Here is a 21,442-nt window from a genome sequence, read left to right as displayed (position 1 = left end):
TCCGCGACATCCGCGACATTCCGACGAGCTGATCCGACCGGATCGGATCAGCTCTGACATCTGAGGGCCCGTTCGCTTCGGCGAACGGGCCCTCAGGCGTTTCCGGGTGCGGACCGGGGACGATTCATCCGGCGAGGGAAACCGGATGAATCGTCTCTTTTCGGTCCGCTGTTATGGAATCGATAGCCGTCAGTTGTGATCGTGCGTCAAAAATCGACCTTGCGTGCCGCTGGATAATGAAAGATTTAGTCTTCCTTTACTCATTCATGACCTCTCATTGGGGTCCACAGGGGAGACTCTTGATGTTCAGACGGTCCAGGGCCTCGGCTGCGCGCGCAGCCGTGCCCTTCTCCGCGCGTCGTACCCGCCGCATAGCGGTGCTGCTGGCCCTGGGGCTGATGGTGGAGACCGGGGTGGCGCTGGACGCGCTGACCCCGCGCTCCGCCACGGCCGCGACACCCACTCAGAACCCGGCCCCCTCCGCCACCGAGGCGCCGGACGAGGCGTCAGCCCTGCTGGCGGCCCGGTTGCAGGGGCACCGGATCGAGGTGACCGGCGCCCGCAGCGAGAACGCGACCCTGTGGGCGAACCCGGAGGGGACGCTGACGGCCGAGCGGTCGATCGGGCCGATCCGGATGCGGGTCGGCGAGGCCTGGGTGCCGGTGGACACCACGCTGGTGGAGACCCCGGACGGCAAGGTCGCGCCGAAGGCGCACCCCGAGGGGCTGGTCTTCGAGGGCGGCGACGCCGGGGTGAAGGTCGGGGACGGGCTGCCCGCGCCGACGGCTGCACCGACGGGCGTGCCGACGGCGGCCGCACCGACCGCGGCGGCGCCGTCGCCTGCCGCACCGACCGCGGCGGCGCCGTCGCCTGCCGCGCCGTCGCCTGCCGCGCCGTCATCTGCGGCGCCGTCATCTGCCGCGCCGTCGGAGCGCGCCGCGCGTGACCGGGCCCGCGCTGCGCTGGCCGGGGACGCCCCGGTGCCCGCTGCCCCCGCCGAACGCAACCTGGTCAAGGTCGGCTCGGGCGCGCGGCAGATCGAGCTGGGCTGGCTCGGCCGGCTGCCGAAGCCGAAGCTCGACGGCAGCACCGCCACCTACGTGGACGCCCGCCCCGGCGTGGACCTGCTGCTGCAGGCCACCCGTACCGGCTTCGAGCAGTACCTGGTCGTCAAGGACCGCTCGGCCGTCTCCCAGGCGGGCACGATCACCATCCCGCTCGACACCAACGGCCTCGACGTGGTCCGCAAGGACGACGGCTCGATCGAGCTGACCGAGAAGTCGGCCGGCACCGTGGTGGTCCGGATCCCGGCCCCCGTGATGTGGGACAAGGCCGTGGACGAGGCCTCCGGCGAGCACCTGCACCGCGCGCCGGTCGCCATGGAGTTGCGCGGTCAGGGCGCCGACGCCGAGCTGGTCTTCACCCCGGACGCCGCCTTCATGGCCGATCCGAAGACCCAGTACCCGGTGACCGTCGACCCGGTCGTGGAGCTGGGCGCCAGCTTCGACACCTTCGTGCAGAGCGACACCTCCACCGACCAGTCGGCCTCCACCGAGCTCAAGCTCGGCACCTACAACGCCGGTGCGGTCAAGGCCCGTTCGTTCCTGCACTTCCCCGGCGCGGGCTTCAACGGCAAGCACGTCCTGAGTGCCTCGCTGAACCTGTGGAACTTCCACTCGTCCTACTGCCTGCCCAAGCAGTGGGAGGTGTGGGCCGCCCAGTACGCGGACCGCGGCAACCGCTGGGGCAACCAGCCGGGGCTGATCACCAAATACGCGACCACCGACCAGACCCGCGACATCGACGGCAACGACACCCACCAGTGCGCCAACCCCGACGGCAGCGCCTGGGTGAAGGCCGACATCACCAACCTGGTCCGGGACTGGTCCGGGATGGGCGCCGGCCAGTACGCGCTGGGCATCAAGGCGGTGGACGAGAACGACTCGTACACCTGGAAGAAGTTCAGCTCGGCCGAGGGCGAGGCCCCGCCGTTCCTGTCGGTCACCTACAACACCGTGCCACCGACCCCCGCGACCGTCGACGTGCTGCCCGCGCAGCAGGGCAACCCGCGCTGGACGAACTCGGCCACGCCGACCTTCTCGGTCCTCGCCAGTGACCCCGACGGCGGCACCGTCGGCGCCCACCTCGACCTCTGGCGCGACGGCTCGTTCGTCAAGAGCGTCTACCGCGAGGGCCCGAACGGCACCTACCTGAAAGCCGTCCCCGCCGACTTCGGCGTCGCCAAACTCGACGAGGGTGTCTCGTACTCCGTCTTCGCCCGGCTCTGGGACGGCACCGACTACTCCGGCTGGAGCCCGGCCACCGCCTTCCAGGTGGACACCGTCAAGCCCGGCGCCCCCTTCGTCACCTCGGCCGACTACCCCGCCGACGGGCTCTGGCACGGCGCCTCCGGCCAGGCCGGCTCGTTCACCCTCACCCCCGCGGGCGGCACCAACGACCTGGTCGGCTACGTCTACACGGTGGACGGCGGCGCCCCGGTCACGGTGAACGCCACGGCGGCCACCACGACGACCGTCACGCCCGCCGCCGACGGCCACCGGGTGCTGAAGGTGCAGTCCAAGGACCGGGCGGGCAACCTGTCCGACCCGACGCTCTACGCCTTCCAGGTCGGCCGGGCCGGGCTCAGCTCGCCCGCCGACGGCAGCCAGGCGGCCAAGCGGGTCAAGCTCTCGGTCGACGCGCAGACCGACTTCAAGCGGGTCGTCTACCAGTACCGTCGCGGTCCCGGCGCCACCGAGTACAACGTGCCGACGGCCAACCTGACCAAGGCCGACAACACCCCGGTCACCGACGGCAAGCCGCGCCTGGCGGAGCTGGGCGGCTTCGCCAACTGGACGGTGGTCGACACGCTCGGCCAGACCGGCGGCGTGGTGCAGGTGCGCGCCGTGCTCTTCCCCGAGGACGGCTCCGGCAACGGCTACCCCACCGGCTGGAACACCATGACGGTGGACCGCAACGCGGACGGCGCGGCCGGCACCCCGGTCGGTCCCGGCTCGGTCAACCTGCTGACCGGTGACTACTCCGCCGACGTCACGGACGCGGACGAGTTCGGCCTGTCGGTGGCTCGCAGCTCCTCCTCACGCGGCACCGACCGCGGCTGGCAGCCGCAGGGCGAGCGCCTGACCGCCAACCAGCGCCAGGTCTCCACCGACCTGGCCGGCTTCACGGCGGGCCAGGCGACGCTGTCGCGCTCCACGGCGCGCGGCCACGACAACTCCACCGACTCGCTGTCGGTGCTGCCCGCCTCCAGCGGCTGGGACTCCTACGCCGCGGTCGGCCCCGAGTACGCGATGGCCCAGGGCATGAAGCCCGGCCGCAGCTACCGGCTGACCGGCTGGATCTACGTCCCCGGCGCGTCCGGTCTGGACACCTCCGGGCTGCCCAACCGTGGCCTGCGGCTGCTGGGCGTCTACCGCACCCCGGCCGGCTACGGCGAGGTGGCGTCCGCCAAGGCGGGCTTCGCCGACGCCTGGCAGCAGCTCTCGGTCGACCTGACGGTGCCCAAGGACGCCACCGAGGCGTGGTTCCGGCTCTACAACGGCTTCCAGGCCGGCTCGGGCAAGGGGGTCTTCTTCGACGACCTGTCGCTGAAGGAGATCGTCGCGCCGTTCGGTCCGCAGTGGGCCGGCGGCCCGAACGCGGGCAGCGGTTCGGAGTACCGTTCGCTCTCCTTCCCGCAGTCCGACCTCGCCGAGCTCAAGCTCAACGACGACTCGGTGCTCACCTTCGCCAAGGGCGCGGACGGCTCGTTCTTCCCCGAGCCGGGCGCCGAGAACCTGTCGCTGACGGTGGCCGCGGGCACGTACACGCTGTCCGACCTGGACGGCAGCAAGAACGTCTTCACGGCCCAGCCCGGTTCGGACGTCTTTCAACTGGTCAGCGAGACCGGTCCGGACGCCGATTCCACCACCCGCTACCAGTACGACGCGGCCGACGGCCGGGCGCTGGTGAAGCGCGTGATCGCCGCCGTCGAGCCGGGCGTGGACGACGCCAACCACTGCACGCTGGACCCGCTGCCGCGCGGCTGCGAGGCGATGGACTACGACTACGCCACCGCCACGACCGCGACCGCCGCCGTCCCCGGCGACTTCACCGACCGGGTGCGGGCGGTGAAGTCCTGGTCGTGGAACCCGGTCAGCGGCAAGCAGGAGGCCGTCGAGGTCGCGCACTACGCGTACGACGAGCGCGGCCGCCTGGCGCAGGTCTGGGACCCGCGCCTGGCCCAGCCGTTGAAGACCTCCTACAGCTACGACGACGCCGGCCGGGTCACCCGGGTCGGTGCGGCGGGCGAGCTGCCGTGGGACTTCGACTACGGCAAGGCCGGCTCCGACCAGGACCCGGGCCGGCTGCTGAAGGTCCGCCGGGGCACCCTCGCGCCCGGCAGCAAGGACCAGGTCAACGGCGAGATCGCGACCAGGGTCGTCTACGACGTCCCGCTGACCCGCGGGGCCGGCGGCCCGTACGAGCTGTCCGGGCCCGAGGTCGCCAAGTGGGCGCAGACCGACGCGCCGACCGACGCCACCGCCGTCTTCGGACCCGAGGACGACCCCGGCACCCACACGGCCGGGCCGGCCAAGCCCGGCGCGGACGGCTACCGGGCGGCCACCGTCCACTACCTCAACGCCTCCGGCAACGAGGTGAACACCGCGGCGCCGTCGGTCACCCCCGGCGGTGACATCGACACCACCGAGTACGACCGCTACGGCCACGCCGTGCGGACCCTGCAGGCCACCAACCGCGCCATCGCGCTCGGCACCCACCCGGACACCGACCGGTTCGTCGCCGAACTCGGCCTGCCGGCCGACTCCGCGGCCAGGGCCCGGCTGCTGGACGCCCGCACCGGCTACACCCCCGACGGCCTGGACGTCACCGAGACGCTCGGCCCGGTCTACCGCGCCTCGCTCTCCGAGGCGGTGGCGGCCGGCACCGCACCGGCGCAGGTGACCGCCGAGGGCGAGAACCTGCCCCAACTGGGCTCCACCGCACCGGTCTCCGTCCAGCGCGGCGACACCTCGTGGGTCGGCAACGGCGGCTGGTCGGGCGGCGCCCAGATCATGCTGGTCGCCAAGAAGGCCGGTGACAACGCCACCTTCCGGGTCACCGTCCCGGAGGAGGGTGACTACCTGCTGTCGGCCAAGCTGACCAAGGCCGGCGACTACGGCGTCGTCACCTTCGCCCTGGACGGCAGCACGCTGCCCGGGAGCTTCGACGGCTACAACCCCGGTGTCACCACGGCTCCTTGGGCGGCGGGCAAGGCGGTCCGCTTGGCGCGCGGCGACCACCAGCTCACGCTGACCGTCACCGGCACCAACCCGGCCGCCGCCGCGCCGTTCTTCCAGGCCGGCATCGACGCCGTCACGCTCACCAAGACCACCGTCAACCCCTCGCTCGCGGTCGGTACTTCGGTGCTGGCCCGGGACCACAACACGAACACCTACGACGAGGGCAAGCCCGACGGGCAGGCCTACCACCTGGTCACCACCAGCATCGACGGCGCCCGGATCGACGGCTACGCCGACGACGTCGAGCAGCGCGTCACCCGCACCGGCTACGGCGCCCCGATCGGCGGTGTCCCGGGCTGGACGCTGAAGACGGCCACCTCGGTGACCACCGACGCACTCGGCGCCAACCTGACGTCCACCATCAGGTTCGACGCCGCGGCCCGGGCCCAGGAGTCCCGCAAGCCGGGCTCGAACGGCACGGACGCCGGGACGGTGAAGACCGTCTTCTACACGGCCGGCGCCAACCCGGACGACACCGCCTGCGGCAACCGGCCCGAGTGGGCGGGCAAGCCCTGCTCGACCGGCCCCGGCGGTGCGGTGACCGGCGCCGACACGTCACGGATGACCGCGACCCTGCCGGTCAAGCGGGTCACCCGCTACTCGCCGTTCGGCGAGCCGGAGGAGACCACCGAGACGAACGCGGGCAAGTCCCGCAAGACCGTCACCAGTTACGACGGCGCCGACCGGATCACCTCGACCGAGATCACCTCGGACGAGGGCCTGGCACTGCCGAAGGTCACCACCGAGTACGACCCCGCGACCGGTGACGCGCTGAAGACCACGGCCGGCGGCAGGACACTGTCGCGGACGATGGACGTGCTGGGCCGGCTGATCTCCTACACGGACGCCGACGGCGCCACCACCAGCACCGAGTTCGACACCTTCGGCAAGCCGGTGAAGGTCACCGACCCGACCGGGTCCACCAGTTACACGTACGACCGGGCCAAGGAGCCCCGGGGCCTGGTGACCTCCGTCAACGACAGCGTCGCCGGCGAGTTCACCGCCACGTACGGGCCGGACGGCCAGCTGGTCGAGCAGAGCTACCCCGGCGGCATCGTCCGCAAGGACACCGCCAACGCGGTGGGTGAGGCCACCAGCCGTACCTACACCCGCAGTTCGGACGGCGCCGTGATCTGGGCGCAGAGCACCGACATCTCCACCCAGGGCCAGGTGGCCAAGGACACCAGCTCCACCGCCACCCGCTCCTACCAGTACGACCGGCTGGGCCGGCTGACCAGGGCCGAGCAGAGCTCGACCGCGACCGGCTGCGTCACCCGGCAGTACGCCTTCGACGCGCACTCCAACCGGCTGGCCAAGTCGACCTCCCCGCAGAACGCCGACGGCACGTGCGGCACGGGTGGCGCGGTCGGCACGGTCGGGGAGAACCACACGTACGACAGCGCCGACCGGCTGACCGATGCGGGCTTCGCGTACGACGCCTTCGGCCGCACCGTGCAGACGGCGACCGGCGCCACCACCACCTACTGGGCCAACGACAAGGTCGCCGCGCAGGAGAAGGGGGACACCAAGCAGCAGTGGGCGCTGGACGCCGCCCACCGGCTGACCGGCTTCACCACGTCCAAGAAGCAGGCGGACGGCAGTTGGGCCAACGCCACCTCGAAGCTGAACCACTACGGCGACGACTCCGACGAGGTCCGCTGGGTCGTCGAGGACACCACCCAGGGCACGCTGACCCGCAACGTCTCGGGACCCGACGCCGACCTGTCCGCCGTCACCAGCCGTACCGGTGACGTGCAGCTCCAACTCACCAACCTCCAGGGCTCGGTGGTCGTCACCACCGACACCGCGCTGACCAGGCCGGTGGTGCTGGACTTCGACGAGTTCGGCATCCCGCAGGCCGGGCAGGGCACCGTCCGTTACGGCTGGCTCGGCGGCAAGCAGCGCTCCGCCGAGGCCCAGGACGGCGACATCCTGATGGGCGCCCGGCTCTACAGCCCGGCGCTGGGCCGCTTCCTGCAGATCGACCCGGTCCCCGGCGGCAACGCCGGCGCGTACGACTACTGCACCGGCGACCCGGTCAACTGCACCGACCTCGACGGCAACTGGGGCATGCCCAAGTGGCTGAAGAAGACGGTCGAGGTGGTCGCCAAGGTCGCCGAGGTCGCCTCCTACATCCCCGGCCCGATCGGCGCGGCGGCGGCAGCGGTCTCCGCCGTCTCCTATGCCGCCACCGGCAACTGGGGCAAGGCCGCCGAGATGGCGGTCACCGCGGCGGCCGGCCTCGTCGGGGCCAACACGGCGGTCAAGGCGGCGGTCACGTCGGTCAAGGCCACCAGAGCGGCCGCACGCGTCCAACGTGTCGCCTCCAAGACCGCGACCGTGTTCCGACGATCCGGATGCAACTCGTTCGCTCCCGACACGCCGGTGCTGATGGCGGACGGGACGTATGCGCCGATCGGCGGGATCCGGACCGGAGACCTCGTTCTGGCCACCGATTCCGCGACCGGAGAGAGCGTCGCCAAGCCCGTCCTGGCCGTCATCGTCGGCTACGGCAGCAGGCACATGGTGATGCTCGACACCGACCTCGACGACGGTACCCCCGCCCTCGCGGTGACCGCGGAGCACCCGCTCCTGGTCGACGGCGCCGGCTGGGTCAACGCGGTCGACGTCAAGGTCGGCGACTCGCTCGTCTCGCCGACGGGTCAACGGCTCACGGTGACGCGGGCCACCGACCTCGGCCACCTCGCGGACCAGCTGGTCTTCAACCTCAACGTCGGCGACATCCACACCTACACCGTGGCCATCGGTGCGGGCAGTGCTGTGGTGCACAACAGCAGCTGCAACATCGGCTCCCGCGACTGGTCCGGCCACATCTTCCCGCGCCACATCTCGCGCAACTCCTACCGGGAAAAGTCCAAGTTCATCGGTAACCGCCAGCAGGTGCGCGAACTCATCCACGAGACTGTCAGGACGGGGACGAAGAAGAAGGCGACGCTGGGTCGCCCCGGCCACACCTACGAGAAGAAGTTCGACAACCCGGTCGGGCGGCAGAAGGGACGGAACAAGAAGCGGGTCAGGGTCGTGGTGATCCGCGGCCGGGTCATCACCGCCTACCCGTTCTAGGTACCTCACAGGTACCGGATTCGACTGGTCAAAGGCCGTGCGCGGAGCGGGCTCCCCGCTCCGCGCACGGCCGCACCGCCGGTCAGGCCCGCTCGGTTCGCCGGGTGAGGGCCTGACCAGACATGTGGACGGCAACTGTGGCAGTCACGATCTCCATCACGCTCAGGAGTCACTCCCTGGCGTCCCTCCGCACCCGGCCGGCCGATATCGGGCTGACCGACCTGACCTACCGGTTCCCGCTCGGTGACGTCGTCATCAAGGCAGGGGACGTCGAGTTCCCGATGACCCGGGTGACCGTCTTCGACTTCGCCCGAGCAATGCTGGTCGCCTTCGCGCAGGCCAGGGAATCCGGCACCGCCGAGTACGACTTCACCGAGGGGGAGGGGAGTATCTTCCTGCGCGTCGACGGATCCGCTCTGCGCGTCGACTGTGACTTCGCCGACGGTTTCGTGGAATCGACGGTGGACGAGTTCCAGGAGTCCCTGGTCGGTGCCGGCCTGAGCCTCGTCGGGCAACTGCGACAGTCCTTCCCGGGGATTCTTGAGAACTCTCACGTGAAAGCACTCGCGTCGGCGCTGGAATCCGCCGGGAGGTAGGTGCGGCGGCCGGAGGTCGTGGTGAGCCTGGTCGACGGCTACTACCAGGTGCGCGCCTGGTTCTGTCTGGAGGTCGGCGGGGAGCGGTGGGAGGTGAGCCGCCGGCTGCGCGGGGAACTGGAGCCGTGGGAGCGGCTGGTGCTTGTCGGTCGGGCTCCGGATCGTCGACGGTGAAGGCCGAAGTCGGTCGAACGGGCTCGCGGTTTTCGTTATCGGGATCGGGTGGGGCGGTCTCCTGGGTGTCGGCCCGGAGAGACGTCCGGGCCGGAACGGACCTCGGACCAGCAGTAGGTGGACACGTGAGCAGTGACTTCGACGAACCGGCCGTGCGGACCCGTCCCGCGCGCAGGCACGTGCGGGGCCGGCGGCTGCACCGGGCGGACGCGCGGCGTGGGCGGGCGGTGGCTGTCGCGGGGGCGGCCGTCGTTGTCGTCGCCGTCGGCGGGACGTTCGGGGTGCTGGGGATGTCGGGCGCGGGCGGTGCGCATCGGGCGCAGTCCGCCGCCGATGTGGTGCTGCCGTCGGTGCACGCGGTGCTGCCCGGGTCGCCCGTCGGGACGGCGTCCGCTCCGCCGTCCGGTGCCCGCGCGGGGTCGCCGTCCGCCTCTGCCTCCGCCTCCCCGACTGCGTCCGCGAGCGGGTCCCCGGCCGCGTCCGCCCCGACGGCCACCGCCGCGCCCGTACCGTCCGCCTCCGCCTCGGTCTCGCTCTCCCCGAGCCCGGCGCCCGCCGCGACGAGTCCGGCCGCCCGTCCCAGCGCCTCGACGGCCGCGCCGACGGCCAGGTCCGTCGTCGGCCCGGGTCCGGTGGCCGGGACGCCGGCCTCGGGGACGGCCGCCCGGTTCGTCCAGCAGATCGTCACCATGGTCAACGCCGAGCGGGCCAAGGCGGGTTGCGGCGCGCTCACCGTGAACGCGAAGCTGCAGGCCGTCGCCCAGGAGCACTCCGACGACATGGCCGCTCGCAACTACTACGAGCACGACACCCCGGAAGGCGTCGACCCCGGCACCCGGATGACCAACGGCGGCTACCAGTGGTCCAGCTGGGGCGAGAACATCTACCAGAGCCCGCAGGACCCGACCACCGCCATGACCGGCTGGATGAACAGCCCCGAGCACCGGGACAACATCCTCAACTGCGCCTTCCAGGAGACCGGTGTGGGCGTCAACCTCAGCTCCAACGGGCCCTGGTGGACCGAGGACTTCGGCCAGGCCCAGTAGACCGCGCCGCCGCCGCGCCGCCGCCGACCGTTGCAGGCCGTCGAAGGCGGCCCTCGGGCCCGGTGCGCCGACGGCGTGCCGGTACTGTCGGGGCAGCCGCGACAGGCGGGCCGCGCGCGCCCGACCGCTGGGGTGGTTCCTGAGCGGCGGTTCCTGTTATCGGGGCCGCCGACGAGGGTCTTCCAGAGGTGGGGTGCGACGGTCGGACGAGTGAGGAACAGCGGATGCATGCAGACGAAGCGGGCGCTGCGGCCCTGGTGGCCGCCGCGCAGGCCGGTGACGAGGACGCCCGGGAGCGGCTGATCGCCGCCCATCTGCCGCTGGTCTACAACGTCGTCGGACGGGCGATGGGCGGCGACGCCGACGTCGACGACGTCGTGCAGGAGACCATGGTCCGCGTCATCGGCAGCCTGGCGGGTCTGCGCGATCCCTCGTCGTTCCGTTCCTGGCTCGTGGCGATAGCGATGAACGAGGTGCGCCGCCGCTGGGCCGCGCGGCAGCTCGCGCCGTTGGCGGGCCTGGACACCATGGAACAGCTCTCCGACCCGGCCGGGGACTTCGTCGACGTGACGATCCTGCGGCTGGGTCTGTCGGGACAGCGCAGGGAGGTCGCCGAGGCGACCCGCTGGCTGGACGAGCGCGAGCGCGACCTGCTCTCGCTCTGGTGGCTGGAGACGGCGGGCGAGCTGACCCGGGCCGAGCTGGTCGAGGCGCTGGGGATCCCGGCGCAGCACGCCGCCGTGCGGGTGCAGCGGATGAAGGAGCAGCTGGAGGTCGGCCGGCTGGTGGTGCGCGCGCTCGACACCGCCCCGCCGTGCCCGGGGCTGTCGGCGCTGACCCCCGGCTGGGACGGCCGTCCGGCGGCGCTGTGGCGCAAGCGGATAGCCCGGCACGCGCGGGCGTGTGCGGTCTGCTCGGGGCACCGGCGGGAGCTGCTGCCGGTCGAGGGGCTGCTCGCGGGTCTGGTGCTCGTCCTTCCGCCGCAGCACCTCGCGGCTCACACCTTCTCGTCCGTGTCGGCGTCCGTCCCGGCGTCCGTGTCGGCGTCCGCGTCCGCGCCGCCGTCCGGCCGACGGCTGCTCCGGGGTGGGCGGCGACCGGCCCAACTGGTCGGCGGGGTCGTCGCGGCGGTGGCGGTTCTCGGGGCGGTGAGCGTCCTGCCCAGCGGCCACCCCGCGGCCGGCGCCGGTGGTACCGCGCTCGCGGTCGTCACGCCCGCCGAGCCCTCGACCGAGCCGACGCCGACTCCCACCCCGATGCCCACCCCGAGCCCCACGCCCTCGCCGAGCCTCCCGTCCGCGCCGCCCAGCACGCCCGCGGCCACCGTCGCGCCGGCTCCCTCGCCGACCCCCTCCGTCGCCCCCAAGAGCCTGGAGCGCCAGCTCGTCGACCTGATCAACGCCCAACGGACGAAGGCCGGTTGCGCACAGCTGCGGATCGATCCGCGCCTGCACGCCGCCGCCCAGGGGCACTCCGCGGACATGGTCGCCAACCACTACTTCGACCACGCCGACCCGCAGGGCGGTCAGCCGGACGCCCGCATCACGGCGGCCGGCTACCAGTGGAGCGCGTGGGGCGAGAACCTCGACCAGGACACCAAGTCGCCGGCCAAGGTGCTGAGCGACTGGATGGACGGCGCCATCCACCAGCAGAACCTGCTCGACTGCCGCTACACCGACACCGGGGTCGGCACGGCGCCGGACTCCGGCGGCCTGGTCTGGACCCTCGACCTCGCGGCGCCGCTGTAGGCGCGCGACCGCCTACGCGGCCAGCCGGGCGGTGGTCGCCGAGGCGGCGTCGTAGCGCTGGAGCAGCAGCTGGGCCAGTTCGGGGGCGGCGCCGAGGACGGGGGTCAGCAGGTCGGCGGCGGCTTCGGTGGCGGCGGTCGCGATGCGGTCGGGGAGCAGCCCGGGGGCCAGCAGGTAGCGGGCGACGGCGGTCCGGGCGGCGCCGTGGGCGCGCAGGGCGGCCAGCGCGTCGGGGACCTGCGGGCCGCCGGCGGAGGCGTAGGCGACCTCGACGCCGGCCCAGCCGCGGGTGCGGCGCCACTCGTCGGCCAGCGCGCGGGTGGCGGCGTCGGCGGCCGGGTCGGAGGAGCCGGCCGCCGCCAGCACCACGCCGGTGCGGGCGCGGACGGCGGCGTCGCGCACGTCCAGGCCGGCGTCGGTCAGTCGCCGGTCCAGCGCGTCCAGCAGCAGCGGGGAGGGGCCCAGCACGTCGGCGACGGGCAGCGCGCAGCCCGCCGCCCGCAGCGCGGTGGGGATGTCGTGCTTGGCGTGGAAGGCCCGGTTGAGCAGCAGCGGGACCGCCACCGCCGGACGGCCCGCGAGCCGTCCGGCGACCTGCGCGACGCGCGGGGCGCAGTGGTCGAGGTAGGCCGTCGCGATCTCCAGGTCGGGCCGCAGCGTGCGGACCTGGACGGCCAACTCCTCGACGGTGGCCGCGTGCCGGGGGTCGCGGCTGCCGTGCGCGATCAGTAGCAGGACGGGGTTCACGGGCTCAGCGTCCGGTGGCCAGCAGGCCGCGGCTGCGCAGCACGCGGCGCTCGATCGGGGAGAAGACCAGCAGGTCGATCGCGACGCCGACCAGCAGGATCAGGATGATGCCGAGCAGCACGCCGGGCATGCTCATCCCCTCGCGCTGGTTCTCCAGGTACCGGCCCAGGCCGATTCCGAGGTCGGGGGAGCTGGCGACCAGTTCGGCGGCCATCAGCGAGCGCCAGGAGAAGGCCCAGCCCTGCTTGAGGCCGGCCAGGTAGCCGGGCAGCGCGGCCGGCAGCAGGATGTGCCGTGCGTTGGAGATGCCGCTGGCGCCCAGCGTCCGTCCGGCGCGCAGGAAGAGCGGCGGCACCTGGTCGATGCCGGCGACCAGGCCGTTGGCGATCGAGGGGACGGCGCCGAGCAGGATGACCGCGTACATCATCGAGTCGTTGATGCCGAGCCAGATCACCGCGGCGGGCACCCAGGCGACCGAGGGCAGCGACTGCAGGCCCTGAAGGATCGGGCCGATCGCCGCGCGGACCGGCTTGACCCGGGCGACCAGCAGGCCGATCGGGGTGCCGATGGCGACGGCGGCGAGGAAGCCGAGGATGCCGCGCCAGAGGCTGGTCCAGATGATCGAGAAGAGCGTCCCGGCGGTCCAGAGGTCGGTCAGGCTGCCCCAGACGTCCGCGGGGCTGGGCAGGTTGTAACTGGCGGTCACGTGCAGGCTGTACGTGAGCTGCCAGAGGCCGAGCACCAGCAGCACGCCGATCAGCGGCGGCAGCGCCTTCTGTCGCAGCAGCTGGCCGATCGGGGTGCGCTGGATCTGGACGGAGTCCAGGGCGTCCAGGCCGGCTTCGACCCCGGAGAGGTCGTCGGCGGGCGCCGGGGTGGTCTCAGTGCTGGCCATGGCGGCGGATCTCCCCACGCAGTTCTTCGGTGATCTCGACGGACAGGTCGGCGACGCCGGCCGACTCGATGCGGCGCGGCTGCGGCAGGTCGATCTGCCACTCGCGGGCGACCCGGCCGGGCCGCGAGGAGAGCAGGACGACGCGCTGCGCGAGCCGGACCGCCTCGCGCACGTTGTGCGTGACGAACACGACGGTCAGCTGACGCTCCGCCCAGATCCGGGTGATCTCGTCGTGCAGGACGTCGCGGGTGATGGCGTCCAGCGCCGCGAACGGCTCGTCCATCAGCAGCACCCGGCTGCCCTGGGCGAGCGCGCGGGCCATCGCGACGCGCTGGCGCATGCCGCCGGACAGCTCGTGCACCCGCTTGCCGTAGGAGCCGCCCAGGCGGACCAGCTCCAGCAGCCGTTCGGCCTCGGCGCGGCGCTCGGGGCGGGCCACGCCGTTGAGGCGCAAGGCGAGTTCGATGTTCTTGCCGGCGGTCAGCCAGGGGAAGAGCGCGTGCTCCTGGAACATCAGCGCCGGGCGCCCGGAGGGCACCTCGATCTCGCCGGCGGTGGGCTTGTCCAGGCCGGCGATCAGGTTGAGCAGGGTGGACTTGCCACAGCCGGAGGCGCCCAGCAGGCAGACGAACTCGCCCGGGGCTACGTCGAGGGTGATGTCGTCGAGCACCGGGGTGGCGGTGCCGGGACGGCCGAAGGACTTGTGCACGTGGGAGATCCGGACGGCGGGTGCGCCGGTCGGGCTCTCGTCCACCGGGGCGTTCTTCGAGGTGGTCAGTGCCGTGCTCATTGCGGGCACCTCCTGGCGTGTGTGGTGTGGCGAGAAAGCGAAGGGGGGCCGGGGGCCCGCCCCCGCCCGGTCCTGTGACTGGGCATCGACGAGGACCAGGCGGGGGTGGACCACCGGAGTCGGTGGGTCGCGCCGCGCGGGGTGCGGGTCAGGAAGTGCCGAGCCCGTCGGCGGAGACCGCCGGCCGGCCGGCGGCCTTGAGCACCTTGTTCAGCAGCGTCAGGTCGTAGATGCCGGAGATGTCGGGCTTCTTCAGCAGGCCGGCGGTCACCGCGTGGTCGGCCTCGGTCTGCAGGGTGCCGGCCAGCGGGTCGTCCAGGAACTGGATGCCGGACCAGGCCGGGTCGAGCACCGCCGGGGCCAGCGAGCTGCCGCCCGCCGTCTGGATGGCGGTGTTGGCGTCCTGCTTGGCCTTGTCCGGGTTGGCCTTGATGAAGGCGTTGGTGTTCACCGAGCCGCGCAGCACGGCCTCCACCACGTCCGGGTGCGCCGTCAGGAACTTCTGCGAGACGACGATGTTGGTGATCACGAACTGCTTGTTCGGCCAGATGTCGCTCTCGTCGAGCAGCACCTTCGCACCCTTGGCCACCAGCGCCGAGGCGGTGGGCTCGGGCACCCAGGCGCCGTCGATGGCGCCGGAGGAGTAGGCGTCCGGGGTGACCTTGTTGTCGGTGCGGATCACCGAGACATCGCCCTTGCCGGACTGCGGGTCCTCCTTGAAGCCCTTCCCCGCCAGGTAGTTGAGCAGTGCCACGTCCTGGGTGTTGCCCAGCTGCGGGGTGGCGATCTTCTTGCCCTTGAGGTCGTCCAAGGAGGTGATCTTCGCCGGGTTGACCACCAGCTTGACGCCGCCGGAGGCCGAGCCGCCGATGATCTTCAGGTCCTGGCTCTTGGACTGCACGTAGCCGTTGATCGCCGGGGAGGGGCCGACCCAGCCGATGTCGATGGACCCGGCGTTCAGCGCCTCGATCTCCGCCGGACCGGCGTTGAAGATCTGGGTCTTGACCTGGGTGGCGCCCAACTCCTTCTGGAACAGGCCCTCCTGGAGGCCGACCAGCGGGGTGCCGTGGGTCAGGTTGGCGAAGTAGCCGATCTTGACGGTGTCCGCGGAAAGCTTGGCGCCCGACGCGTTCGCCGACGGGATGCTGTCGGTCTTGGCGGCCTTGGAGCCGTAGCCGCTGCAAGCGCTCAGCAGGGTCGCGGTGGTCAGAGCGGCGACGGCGGCTATCGCGGCACGTCTGGCGCGCCCGGCGCCGGGGCGGGAGGGGCTATGCGGAGATGCCTGGGTGGAAGCCATGGGAGGTGATCCTCTACTGGAACGGGCTGGGAGGGTGGTCGTGGTGCCAACAGGCCGGACGCCGTCTGCTGTGGGAAGACGGCGTCCGGTGACAGGTCGTCAGACGGCCTGTCCGCACGCACATCGGGTCATGCCGCCCTGGCCACTGCCCAGGACGCCGCTGCCGATGCGGCCGCCTTCCTTGTCCATTCCGGAGAACGCCTCGCCGGACATCAGACCCAGTCCTCCTCGTTCGCCTCGTTCGCTTCGGGGTTCGCCGCTACGGCGGTGCCCAGGGTGCCGCCGGCCATGCCGGCGGTGAGGGTGGTGCCGTCGGCCGGGTCGATCAGGAGGAAGGATCCGGTGCGGCGGTTGTCGGTGTAGTCGTCCAGGGCCAGCGGTTCGGCGGTGCGCAGGATGGCGTGGCCGATGTCGTTGACGTTCAACTCCTGGGCGCTGGTGCGTTGTTCGAGGGTGTCGATGTCGATGCGGTAGGAGATTTCCTTGACGATGGCGCGGACGGTGCGGGTGGTGTGCTTGAGCAGTACCTTGTCGCCGGCGCGCAGCGGCCGTTCGTGCAGGTGGCAGACGGTGGCTTCGACGTCCTTGGTGGGGAGGGGAGTTGTTCCGGCGGCGATGAGGTCGCCGCGGGAGATGTCGATGTCGTCGGTGAGGCGGACGGTGATGGACTGGGGGGCGAAGGCGATGCCGGTGTCGGTGCCGAGGACGTCGATGCCGGCGACGGTGGTGGTGCGGCCGGAGGGTTGGACGGTGACGGTGTCGCCGGTGCGCAGCACGCCGGAGGCCAGCTGGCCTGCGTAGCCGCGGTAGTCGCGGTGCTCGCCGGTCTGGGGGCGGATGACGTACTGGACGGGGAAGCGGGCGGGTTCGTCGCCGGAGGCGCCGGCCACCTGCACGGTTTCCAGGTGTTCGAGGAGGGTGGGTCCGCCGTACCAGTCCATGTGGGCGGAGGGTTCGACGACGTTGTCGCCGGCCAGTGCGCTGATGGGGATGGTGGTGATGTCGGCCAGGCCCAGCGAGGTGGCGTAGGCGGTGAACTCGGCGGCGATGGTGGCGAAGACGGGCTCCGCGTAGTCGACGAGGTCCATCTTGTTGACGGCCAGGACGACGTGCGGGACGCGCAGGAGGGCGGCGACGGCGGCGTGGCGGCGGGTCTGTTCGACGACGCCGTTGCGGGCGTCGACGAGGACGACGGCGAGTTCGGCGGTGGAGGCGCCGGTGACCATGTTGCGGGTGTACTGCACGTGGCCGGGGGTGTCGGCGAGGATGAAGCGGCGGTTGGGGGTGGCGAAGTAGCGGTAGGCGACGTCGATGGTGATGCCCTGTTCGCGCTCGGCGCGCAGGCCGTCGGTGAGCAGGGCGAGGTCGGGGACGTCCTGGCCGCGTTTGCGGGAGGCGTGTTCGACGGCTTCCAGCTGGTCGGACAGGACGGATTTGGAGTCGTGCAGGAGGCGTCCGACGAGGGTGGACTTGCCGTCGTCGACGGAGCCGGCGGTGGCGAAGCGCAGCAGCGAGGTGGTCTCGGTGGTGGTGCTCATGGTTAGAAGTACCCCTCGCGCTTGCGGTCTTCCATGGCGGCCTCGGACATCTTGTCGTCGGCGCGGGTGGCGCCGCGTTCGGTGAGGCGGCTGGCGGCGATCTCGGTGATCACGTCGGCGATGGTGGCGGCGTGGGAGTCGACGGCTCCGGTGCAGGACATGTCGCCGACCGTGCGGTAGCGGATGGTGCGGCGTTGGACGGTTTCGGTGTCCTTGGGGCCGCCCCAGTCGCCGGCGGTGAGCCACATGCCGTCGCGGGCGAAGACGTCGCGTTCGTGGGCGTAGTAGATCTGCGGGAGTTCGATGTTCTCGCGTTCGATGTACTGCCAGACGTCGAGTTCGGTCCAGTTGGAGAGCGGGAAGACGCGGACGTGTTCGCCGACGGCGTGCTTGCCGTTGTAGAGGGACCAGAGTTCGGGGCGTTGGCGGCGGGGGTCCCAGGCGCCGAATTCGTCGCGCAGGGAGAAGACGCGTTCCTTGGCGCGGGCCTTCTCCTCGTCGCGGCGGCCGCCGCCGAAGACGGCGTCGAACTTGCCGGTTTCGATGGCGTCCAGCAGCGGGACGGTCTGCAGGGGGTTGCGGGTGCCGTCGGGGCGTTCGCGCAGCCGGCCGTCGTCGATGAAGTCCTGGACGTGGGCGACGTGCAGGCGCAGGGAGTGCCGGGCGACGGTGCGGTCGCGGTAGTCGATGACCTCGGGGAAGTTGTGCCCGGTGTCGACGTGCAGCAGCGAGAACGGCACCGGCGCGGGCCAGAAGGCCTTGAGTGCCAGGTGCAGCATGACGATGGAGTCCTTGCCGCCCGAGAAGAGGATCACCGGACGCTCGAACTCCCCCGCCACCTCGCGGAAGATGTGCACCGACTCCGCCTCCAGCGCGTCCAGATGGGACAGCGTGAAAGCGTTGCCGCTCTCCTCGCGCAGGCTCGGCGTGGTTGCGGTCGTCATGCCAGACCCCTGTTCGTCAGAAGGGCGTGCAGGTCGGCGGCGGACTCGGCGACCGACTGGGTGTGCGTCAGGATCCGCAGGTCGGGGTTCTCGGGAGCCTCGTACGGGTCGTCCACACCGGTCAGGTGGGAGATCTCGCCGGCCGCCTGCTTGGCGTAGAGGCCCTTGACGTCCCGCTCGGAGCAGACGTCCACCGGGGTGGCGACGTGGATCTCCAGGAACTGGGTGCCGTTCTTGTCGTGCTGGGCACGGACGGCGGCCCGGGAGTCGGCGTAGGGGGCGATCACCGGGGCGAGGACCTTCACACCGTGCGCGGCCAGCTTCTCGGCGACGAAGCCGATCCGGGTCACGTTGGTGTGCCGGTCCTCCTTGCTGAAACCCAGTCCCTTGGAGAGGAACTCGCGGATCTCGTCACCGTCCAGGACCTCCACCCGGTGACCCTCCGCCCGCAGCCGGTCGGCCAGGGCGAGGGCGAGGGTGGTCTTGCCGGCGCTGGGCAGCCCGGTCAGCCACACGGTGGCGCCGCGCCCGCAGGCGTCGGCCGTGGGGGCCGCCTCTGCGGCTCTCCCGGCGGCCAGGGTGTCGGCTGTCGTCACTTCGTTCACAACTCCAAGCGTCTTGAAGATCGTTTCCATGGGGGGACCGTTCCCACAGAAGATCGTATTTATAGGTGGATACCGCACTCGGTCTTGCCCGAGCCGGCCCACCGTCCCGCGCGGCCCTCTTCGTCCGGGCCCGGCTTGCGCGTGCAGGAGAGCGGCGCGCAGCCGACCGAGGTGTACCCGTCCCACAGCAGCGGGTTGAGCAGCACACCGTGGGCGTTGACGTAGGCGTCCACGTCGTCCTGGGTCCAGCGGGCGATCGGGGCGATCTTCACCTTGCGGCGCTTGGCGTCCCAGGCGACCACCGGGGTGTTCGCGCGGCTCGGCGACTCGTCGCGGCGCAGCCCGGTGGCCCACGCGTCGTAGGCCCCGAGGCCACGCCGCAGCGGCTCGACCTTGCGCAGCGAGCAGCACAGGTCCGGGTCGCGGTCGTGCAGGTTGGGTCCGTACTCGGCGTCCTGCTCGGCCACCGACTGGAGCGGGGTCAGCGTGATGACGTTGAGCGGCATGCTCGCGGCGACCGCGTCCCGGGTGCCGATGGTCTCCGGGAAGTGGTAGCCGGTGTCCAGGAAGACCACGTCCACGCCGGGCAGCGCCGTCGACGCCAGGTGGGCGACGACCGCGTCCTCCATCGAGGAGGTGACGCAGAACTTCCGGCCGAAGGTCTCCGCGGCCCAGCGCATGACCTCCTGCGCGGAGGCCTCCTCCAGGTCGCGGCCGGCCGCCAGGGCCAGCGCCTCCAGGTCAGTGCTGGTGGTGCTCATCGTGTGTCCCCCCGTTCGCGGTGCTCGGCGAGTTCGGCGCGGACAGCAGGCCGAGGAACTTCAGCTGGAACGCGCGCCGGCAGGACGCGCACTCCCAGGCGCCGTGACCGCCGGTCTCCGAGGGACGCAGGTCCTCGTCGCCGCAGTAGGGGCAGTAGAAGGGGGCGGCTCGCTCGCTCACGACAGCTGCTCCTCACTGGCCCTGGCGGTCCACTGGGCGAACCGCTCGCCGTCCTGGCGGTCGGCCTGGAAGCGGGTCAGCAGCCGCTCGACGTAGTCCGGCAGGCCGGCGCTGGTGACCTTGAGGCCGCGGACCTTGCGGCCGAACCCGGCCTCCAGGCCCAGCGCGCCGCCCAGGTGGACCTGGTAGCCCTCGACCTGCTCGCCGTTCTCGTCCGAGACCAGCTGGCCCTTGAGACCGATGTCCGCGACCTGGATACGGGCGCAGGCGTTCGGGCAGCCGTTGATGTTGATGGTCAGCGGCTCGGCGAACTCGGGCAGCCGCTGCTCCAGTTCGTCGATCAGGGTGCGGCCGCGCTCCTTGGTCTCCACGATGGCGAGCTTGCAGTACTCGATGCCGGTGCAGGCCATCGTGCCGCGCCGGAACGGGGACGGGGTGACCCGCAGGTCCAGCGCCTCCAGGCCCGCGACCAGCGACTCCACCTGGTCCTCGGCGATGTCCAGGACCAGCATCTTCTGCTCGGCGGTGGTGCGCAGCCGGTCGGAGCCGTGCGCGGCGGCCAACTCGGCGACCTGGCCGAGCAGCTTGCCGTGCACCCGGCCGACCCGCGGCGCGAAGCCGACGTAGAAGCGGCCGTCCTTCTGCCGGTGCACGCCGACGTGGTCGCGCCAGACGCCGGTGGGCTGCTCGGGCGCCGGGCCGTCGACCAGCTCGTACTTGAGGTACTCGTCCTGGAGCACCTGGCGGAACTTCTCCACGCCCCAGTCGGCGACCAGGAACTTCAACCGGGCACGGTTGCGCAGCCGGCGGTAGCCGTAGTCGCGGAAGATGCCGATCACGCCGCCGTAGACGTCCGCGACCTCCTCCAGCGGGACCCAGGCACCCAGCCGCACGCCCAGCTTGGGGTTGGTGGAGAGCCCGCCGCCGACCCAGAGGTCGAAGCCCGGGCCGTGCTCGGGGTGGTTCACGCCGACGAACGCGACGTCGTTGATCTCGTGCGCCACGTCCAGCTGCGGCGATCCGGAGACCGCCGACTTGAACTTGCGCGGCAGGTTGGAGAAGTCCGGGTTGCCGATGAAGCGCCGCTGGATCTCCTCGATGGCCGGGGTGCCGTCGATGATCTCGTCCACGGCGATGCCGGCCACCGGCGAGCCGAGGATCACCCGGGGGGTGTCGCCGCACGCCTCGGTGGTGGACAGCCCGACGCCCTCCAGCTTCTGCCAGATCGCGGGCATGTCCTCGATCCGGATCCAGTGGTACTGGATGTTCTGGCGGTCGGTCAGGTCGGCGGTGCCGCGCCCGTACAGCTCGGACACCTCGGCGATGGCCTTCAGCTGCGCGACGGTCAGCCGCCCGCCGTCGATCCGGACCCGGAGCATGAAGAACTCGGCGTCCAGCTCGTGCGGGTCGAGGATCGCGGTCTTGCCGCCGTCGATGCCCTCCTTGCGCTGGGTGTAGAGACCCCACCAGCGCATCCGGCCGCGCAGATCGGACGGATCGATCGAGTCGAAGCCGTTCTGGGCGTAGATCGTCTCAATGCGTGTCCGCACATTGAGACCGTCGTCGTCCTTCTTGAACTGCTCGTTGGCGTTGAGCGGGGTGAAGTGCCCCATGCCCCACTGGCCCTCGCCGCGGTGGCGGGTCACCTTGCGGGCGGCAGCAGTCGCGCGCGCCGTGGCGTCGGCGGGCTGGGGCTCGGCCGGTTCGGAAGTGGTGGGCATGTGTCGTCCTTC

Annotated in this window: 15 protein-coding genes; 5 read left to right on the top strand and 10 right to left on the bottom strand. The window is 71.7% G+C overall.

The genetic code is table 11. The features are described 5' to 3' along the window. The first annotated feature begins 302 nt into the window (after positions 1-302). From BS80_RS34130 to BS80_RS34115, 5 genes are all read left to right on the top strand, one after another. Positions 303-8,387, top strand: coding sequence for a DNRLRE domain-containing protein (locus tag BS80_RS34130; protein WP_198045691.1), 8,085 nt, complete (start codon positions 303-305; stop codon positions 8,385-8,387). 137 nt (positions 8,388-8,524) lie between these two features. Beyond that, positions 8,525-8,983, top strand: coding sequence for a hypothetical protein (locus BS80_RS34125; protein WP_035805320.1), 459 nt, complete (start codon positions 8,525-8,527; stop codon positions 8,981-8,983). A 21-nt stretch (positions 8,984-9,004) separates the two neighbouring features. Beyond that, complete coding sequence (locus tag BS80_RS41365) at positions 9,005-9,157, top strand: hypothetical protein (protein ID WP_157536753.1); 153 nt, start codon at positions 9,005-9,007, stop codon at positions 9,155-9,157. Positions 9,158-9,282: 125 nt separating this feature from the next. Then, positions 9,283-10,203: a CAP domain-containing protein gene (locus BS80_RS43280; protein ID WP_232246754.1), complete on the top strand. Its 921-nt coding sequence runs from the start codon at positions 9,283-9,285 to the stop codon at positions 10,201-10,203. Between the two features lie 224 nt (positions 10,204-10,427). Further along, positions 10,428-11,951, top strand: a complete 1,524-nt coding sequence (locus tag BS80_RS34115; RefSeq protein WP_035805317.1) for a sigma-70 family RNA polymerase sigma factor — start codon at positions 10,428-10,430, stop codon at positions 11,949-11,951. A gap of 12 nt (positions 11,952-11,963) precedes the next feature. Here BS80_RS34115 and BS80_RS34110 read toward each other — a convergent pair whose 3' ends face one another. The 10 genes from BS80_RS34110 to BS80_RS34060 all read right to left on the bottom strand — a co-directional run bounded on the left by BS80_RS34110 (position 11,964) and on the right by BS80_RS34060 (position 21,430). Next, the gene (locus tag BS80_RS34110; RefSeq protein WP_035805315.1) at positions 11,964-12,698 is read right to left on the bottom strand and encodes a sirohydrochlorin chelatase; all 735 of its coding nucleotides are present in this window, start codon (positions 12,696-12,698) and stop codon (positions 11,964-11,966) included. Positions 12,699-12,702: 4 nt separating this feature from the next. Next, complete coding sequence (locus BS80_RS34105) at positions 12,703-13,593, bottom strand: ABC transporter permease (RefSeq protein ID WP_035805314.1); 891 nt, start codon at positions 13,591-13,593, stop codon at positions 12,703-12,705. Beyond that, positions 13,580-14,383, bottom strand: coding sequence for an ABC transporter ATP-binding protein (locus BS80_RS34100; protein ID WP_035805312.1), 804 nt, complete (start codon positions 14,381-14,383; stop codon positions 13,580-13,582). The genes BS80_RS34105 and BS80_RS34100 overlap by 14 nt, the downstream gene beginning before the upstream one ends. Positions 14,384-14,531: 148 nt before the next feature. Further along, on the bottom strand, positions 14,532-15,680 hold the full coding sequence (locus BS80_RS34095) for an aliphatic sulfonate ABC transporter substrate-binding protein (RefSeq protein ID WP_083975667.1): 1,149 nt from the start codon (positions 15,678-15,680) through the stop codon (positions 14,532-14,534). A gap of 212 nt (positions 15,681-15,892) precedes the next feature. Next, positions 15,893-17,218 carry a sulfate adenylyltransferase subunit 1 gene (locus BS80_RS34085; RefSeq protein WP_035805306.1) on the bottom strand — a complete coding sequence of 442 codons (1,326 nt, stop codon included), beginning with the start codon at positions 17,216-17,218 and terminating at the stop codon, positions 15,893-15,895. Positions 17,219-17,220: 2 nt separating this feature from the next. Then, complete coding sequence (gene cysD / locus BS80_RS34080; RefSeq protein ID WP_035804519.1) at positions 17,221-18,162, bottom strand: sulfate adenylyltransferase subunit CysD; 942 nt, start codon at positions 18,160-18,162, stop codon at positions 17,221-17,223. Further along, positions 18,159-18,740, bottom strand: coding sequence for an adenylyl-sulfate kinase (gene cysC / locus BS80_RS34075; RefSeq protein ID WP_051967726.1), 582 nt, complete (start codon positions 18,738-18,740; stop codon positions 18,159-18,161). Before cysC ends, cysD begins: the two co-directional genes overlap by 4 nt. 86 nt (positions 18,741-18,826) lie before the next feature. Then, complete coding sequence (locus BS80_RS34070) at positions 18,827-19,528, bottom strand: phosphoadenylyl-sulfate reductase (protein WP_035805304.1); 702 nt, start codon at positions 19,526-19,528, stop codon at positions 18,827-18,829. Then, on the bottom strand, positions 19,509-19,709 hold the full coding sequence (locus BS80_RS34065) for a hypothetical protein (RefSeq protein WP_035805303.1): 201 nt from the start codon (positions 19,707-19,709) through the stop codon (positions 19,509-19,511). The genes BS80_RS34070 and BS80_RS34065 overlap by 20 nt, the downstream gene beginning before the upstream one ends. After that, on the bottom strand, positions 19,706-21,430 hold the full coding sequence (locus BS80_RS34060; protein ID WP_035805302.1) for a nitrite/sulfite reductase: 1,725 nt from the start codon (positions 21,428-21,430) through the stop codon (positions 19,706-19,708). Before BS80_RS34060 ends, BS80_RS34065 begins: the two co-directional genes overlap by 4 nt. Between the last annotated feature and the right edge of the window lie 12 nt (positions 21,431-21,442).

It is taken from the genome of Kitasatospora mediocidica KCTC 9733, assembly GCF_000744225.1.
GTDB classification, from domain to species: Bacteria; Actinomycetota; Actinomycetes; order Streptomycetales; family Streptomycetaceae; genus Kitasatospora; species Kitasatospora mediocidica.
This window is presented reverse-complemented; position numbering and strand designations above follow the sequence as displayed.

Excerpts from the sequence above, each read along its gene's own strand:
- BS80_RS34115 (WP_035805317.1), top strand. The coding sequence starts at position 10,428 with ATGCATGCAGACGAAGCGGGCGCTGCGGCCCTGGTGGCCGCCGCGCAG.
- BS80_RS34130 (WP_198045691.1), top strand. The coding sequence starts at position 303 with ATGTTCAGACGGTCCAGGGCCTCGGCTGCGCGCGCAGCCGTGCCCTTC.
- BS80_RS34085 (WP_035805306.1), bottom strand. The coding sequence starts at position 17,218 with ATGAGCACCACCACCGAGACCACCTCGCTGCTGCGCTTCGCCACCGCC.
- BS80_RS34070 (WP_035805304.1), bottom strand. The coding sequence starts at position 19,528 with ATGAGCACCACCAGCACTGACCTGGAGGCGCTGGCCCTGGCGGCCGGC.
- BS80_RS34060 (WP_035805302.1), bottom strand. The coding sequence starts at position 21,430 with ATGCCCACCACTTCCGAACCGGCCGAGCCCCAGCCCGCCGACGCCACG.
- BS80_RS34100 (WP_035805312.1), bottom strand. The coding sequence starts at position 14,383 with ATGAGCACGGCACTGACCACCTCGAAGAACGCCCCGGTGGACGAGAGC.
- BS80_RS34095 (WP_083975667.1), bottom strand. The coding sequence starts at position 15,680 with ATGGCTTCCACCCAGGCATCTCCGCATAGCCCCTCCCGCCCCGGCGCC.
- BS80_RS34105 (WP_035805314.1), bottom strand. The coding sequence starts at position 13,593 with ATGGCCAGCACTGAGACCACCCCGGCGCCCGCCGACGACCTCTCCGGG.
- cysD (WP_035804519.1), bottom strand. The coding sequence starts at position 18,162 with ATGACGACCGCAACCACGCCGAGCCTGCGCGAGGAGAGCGGCAACGCT.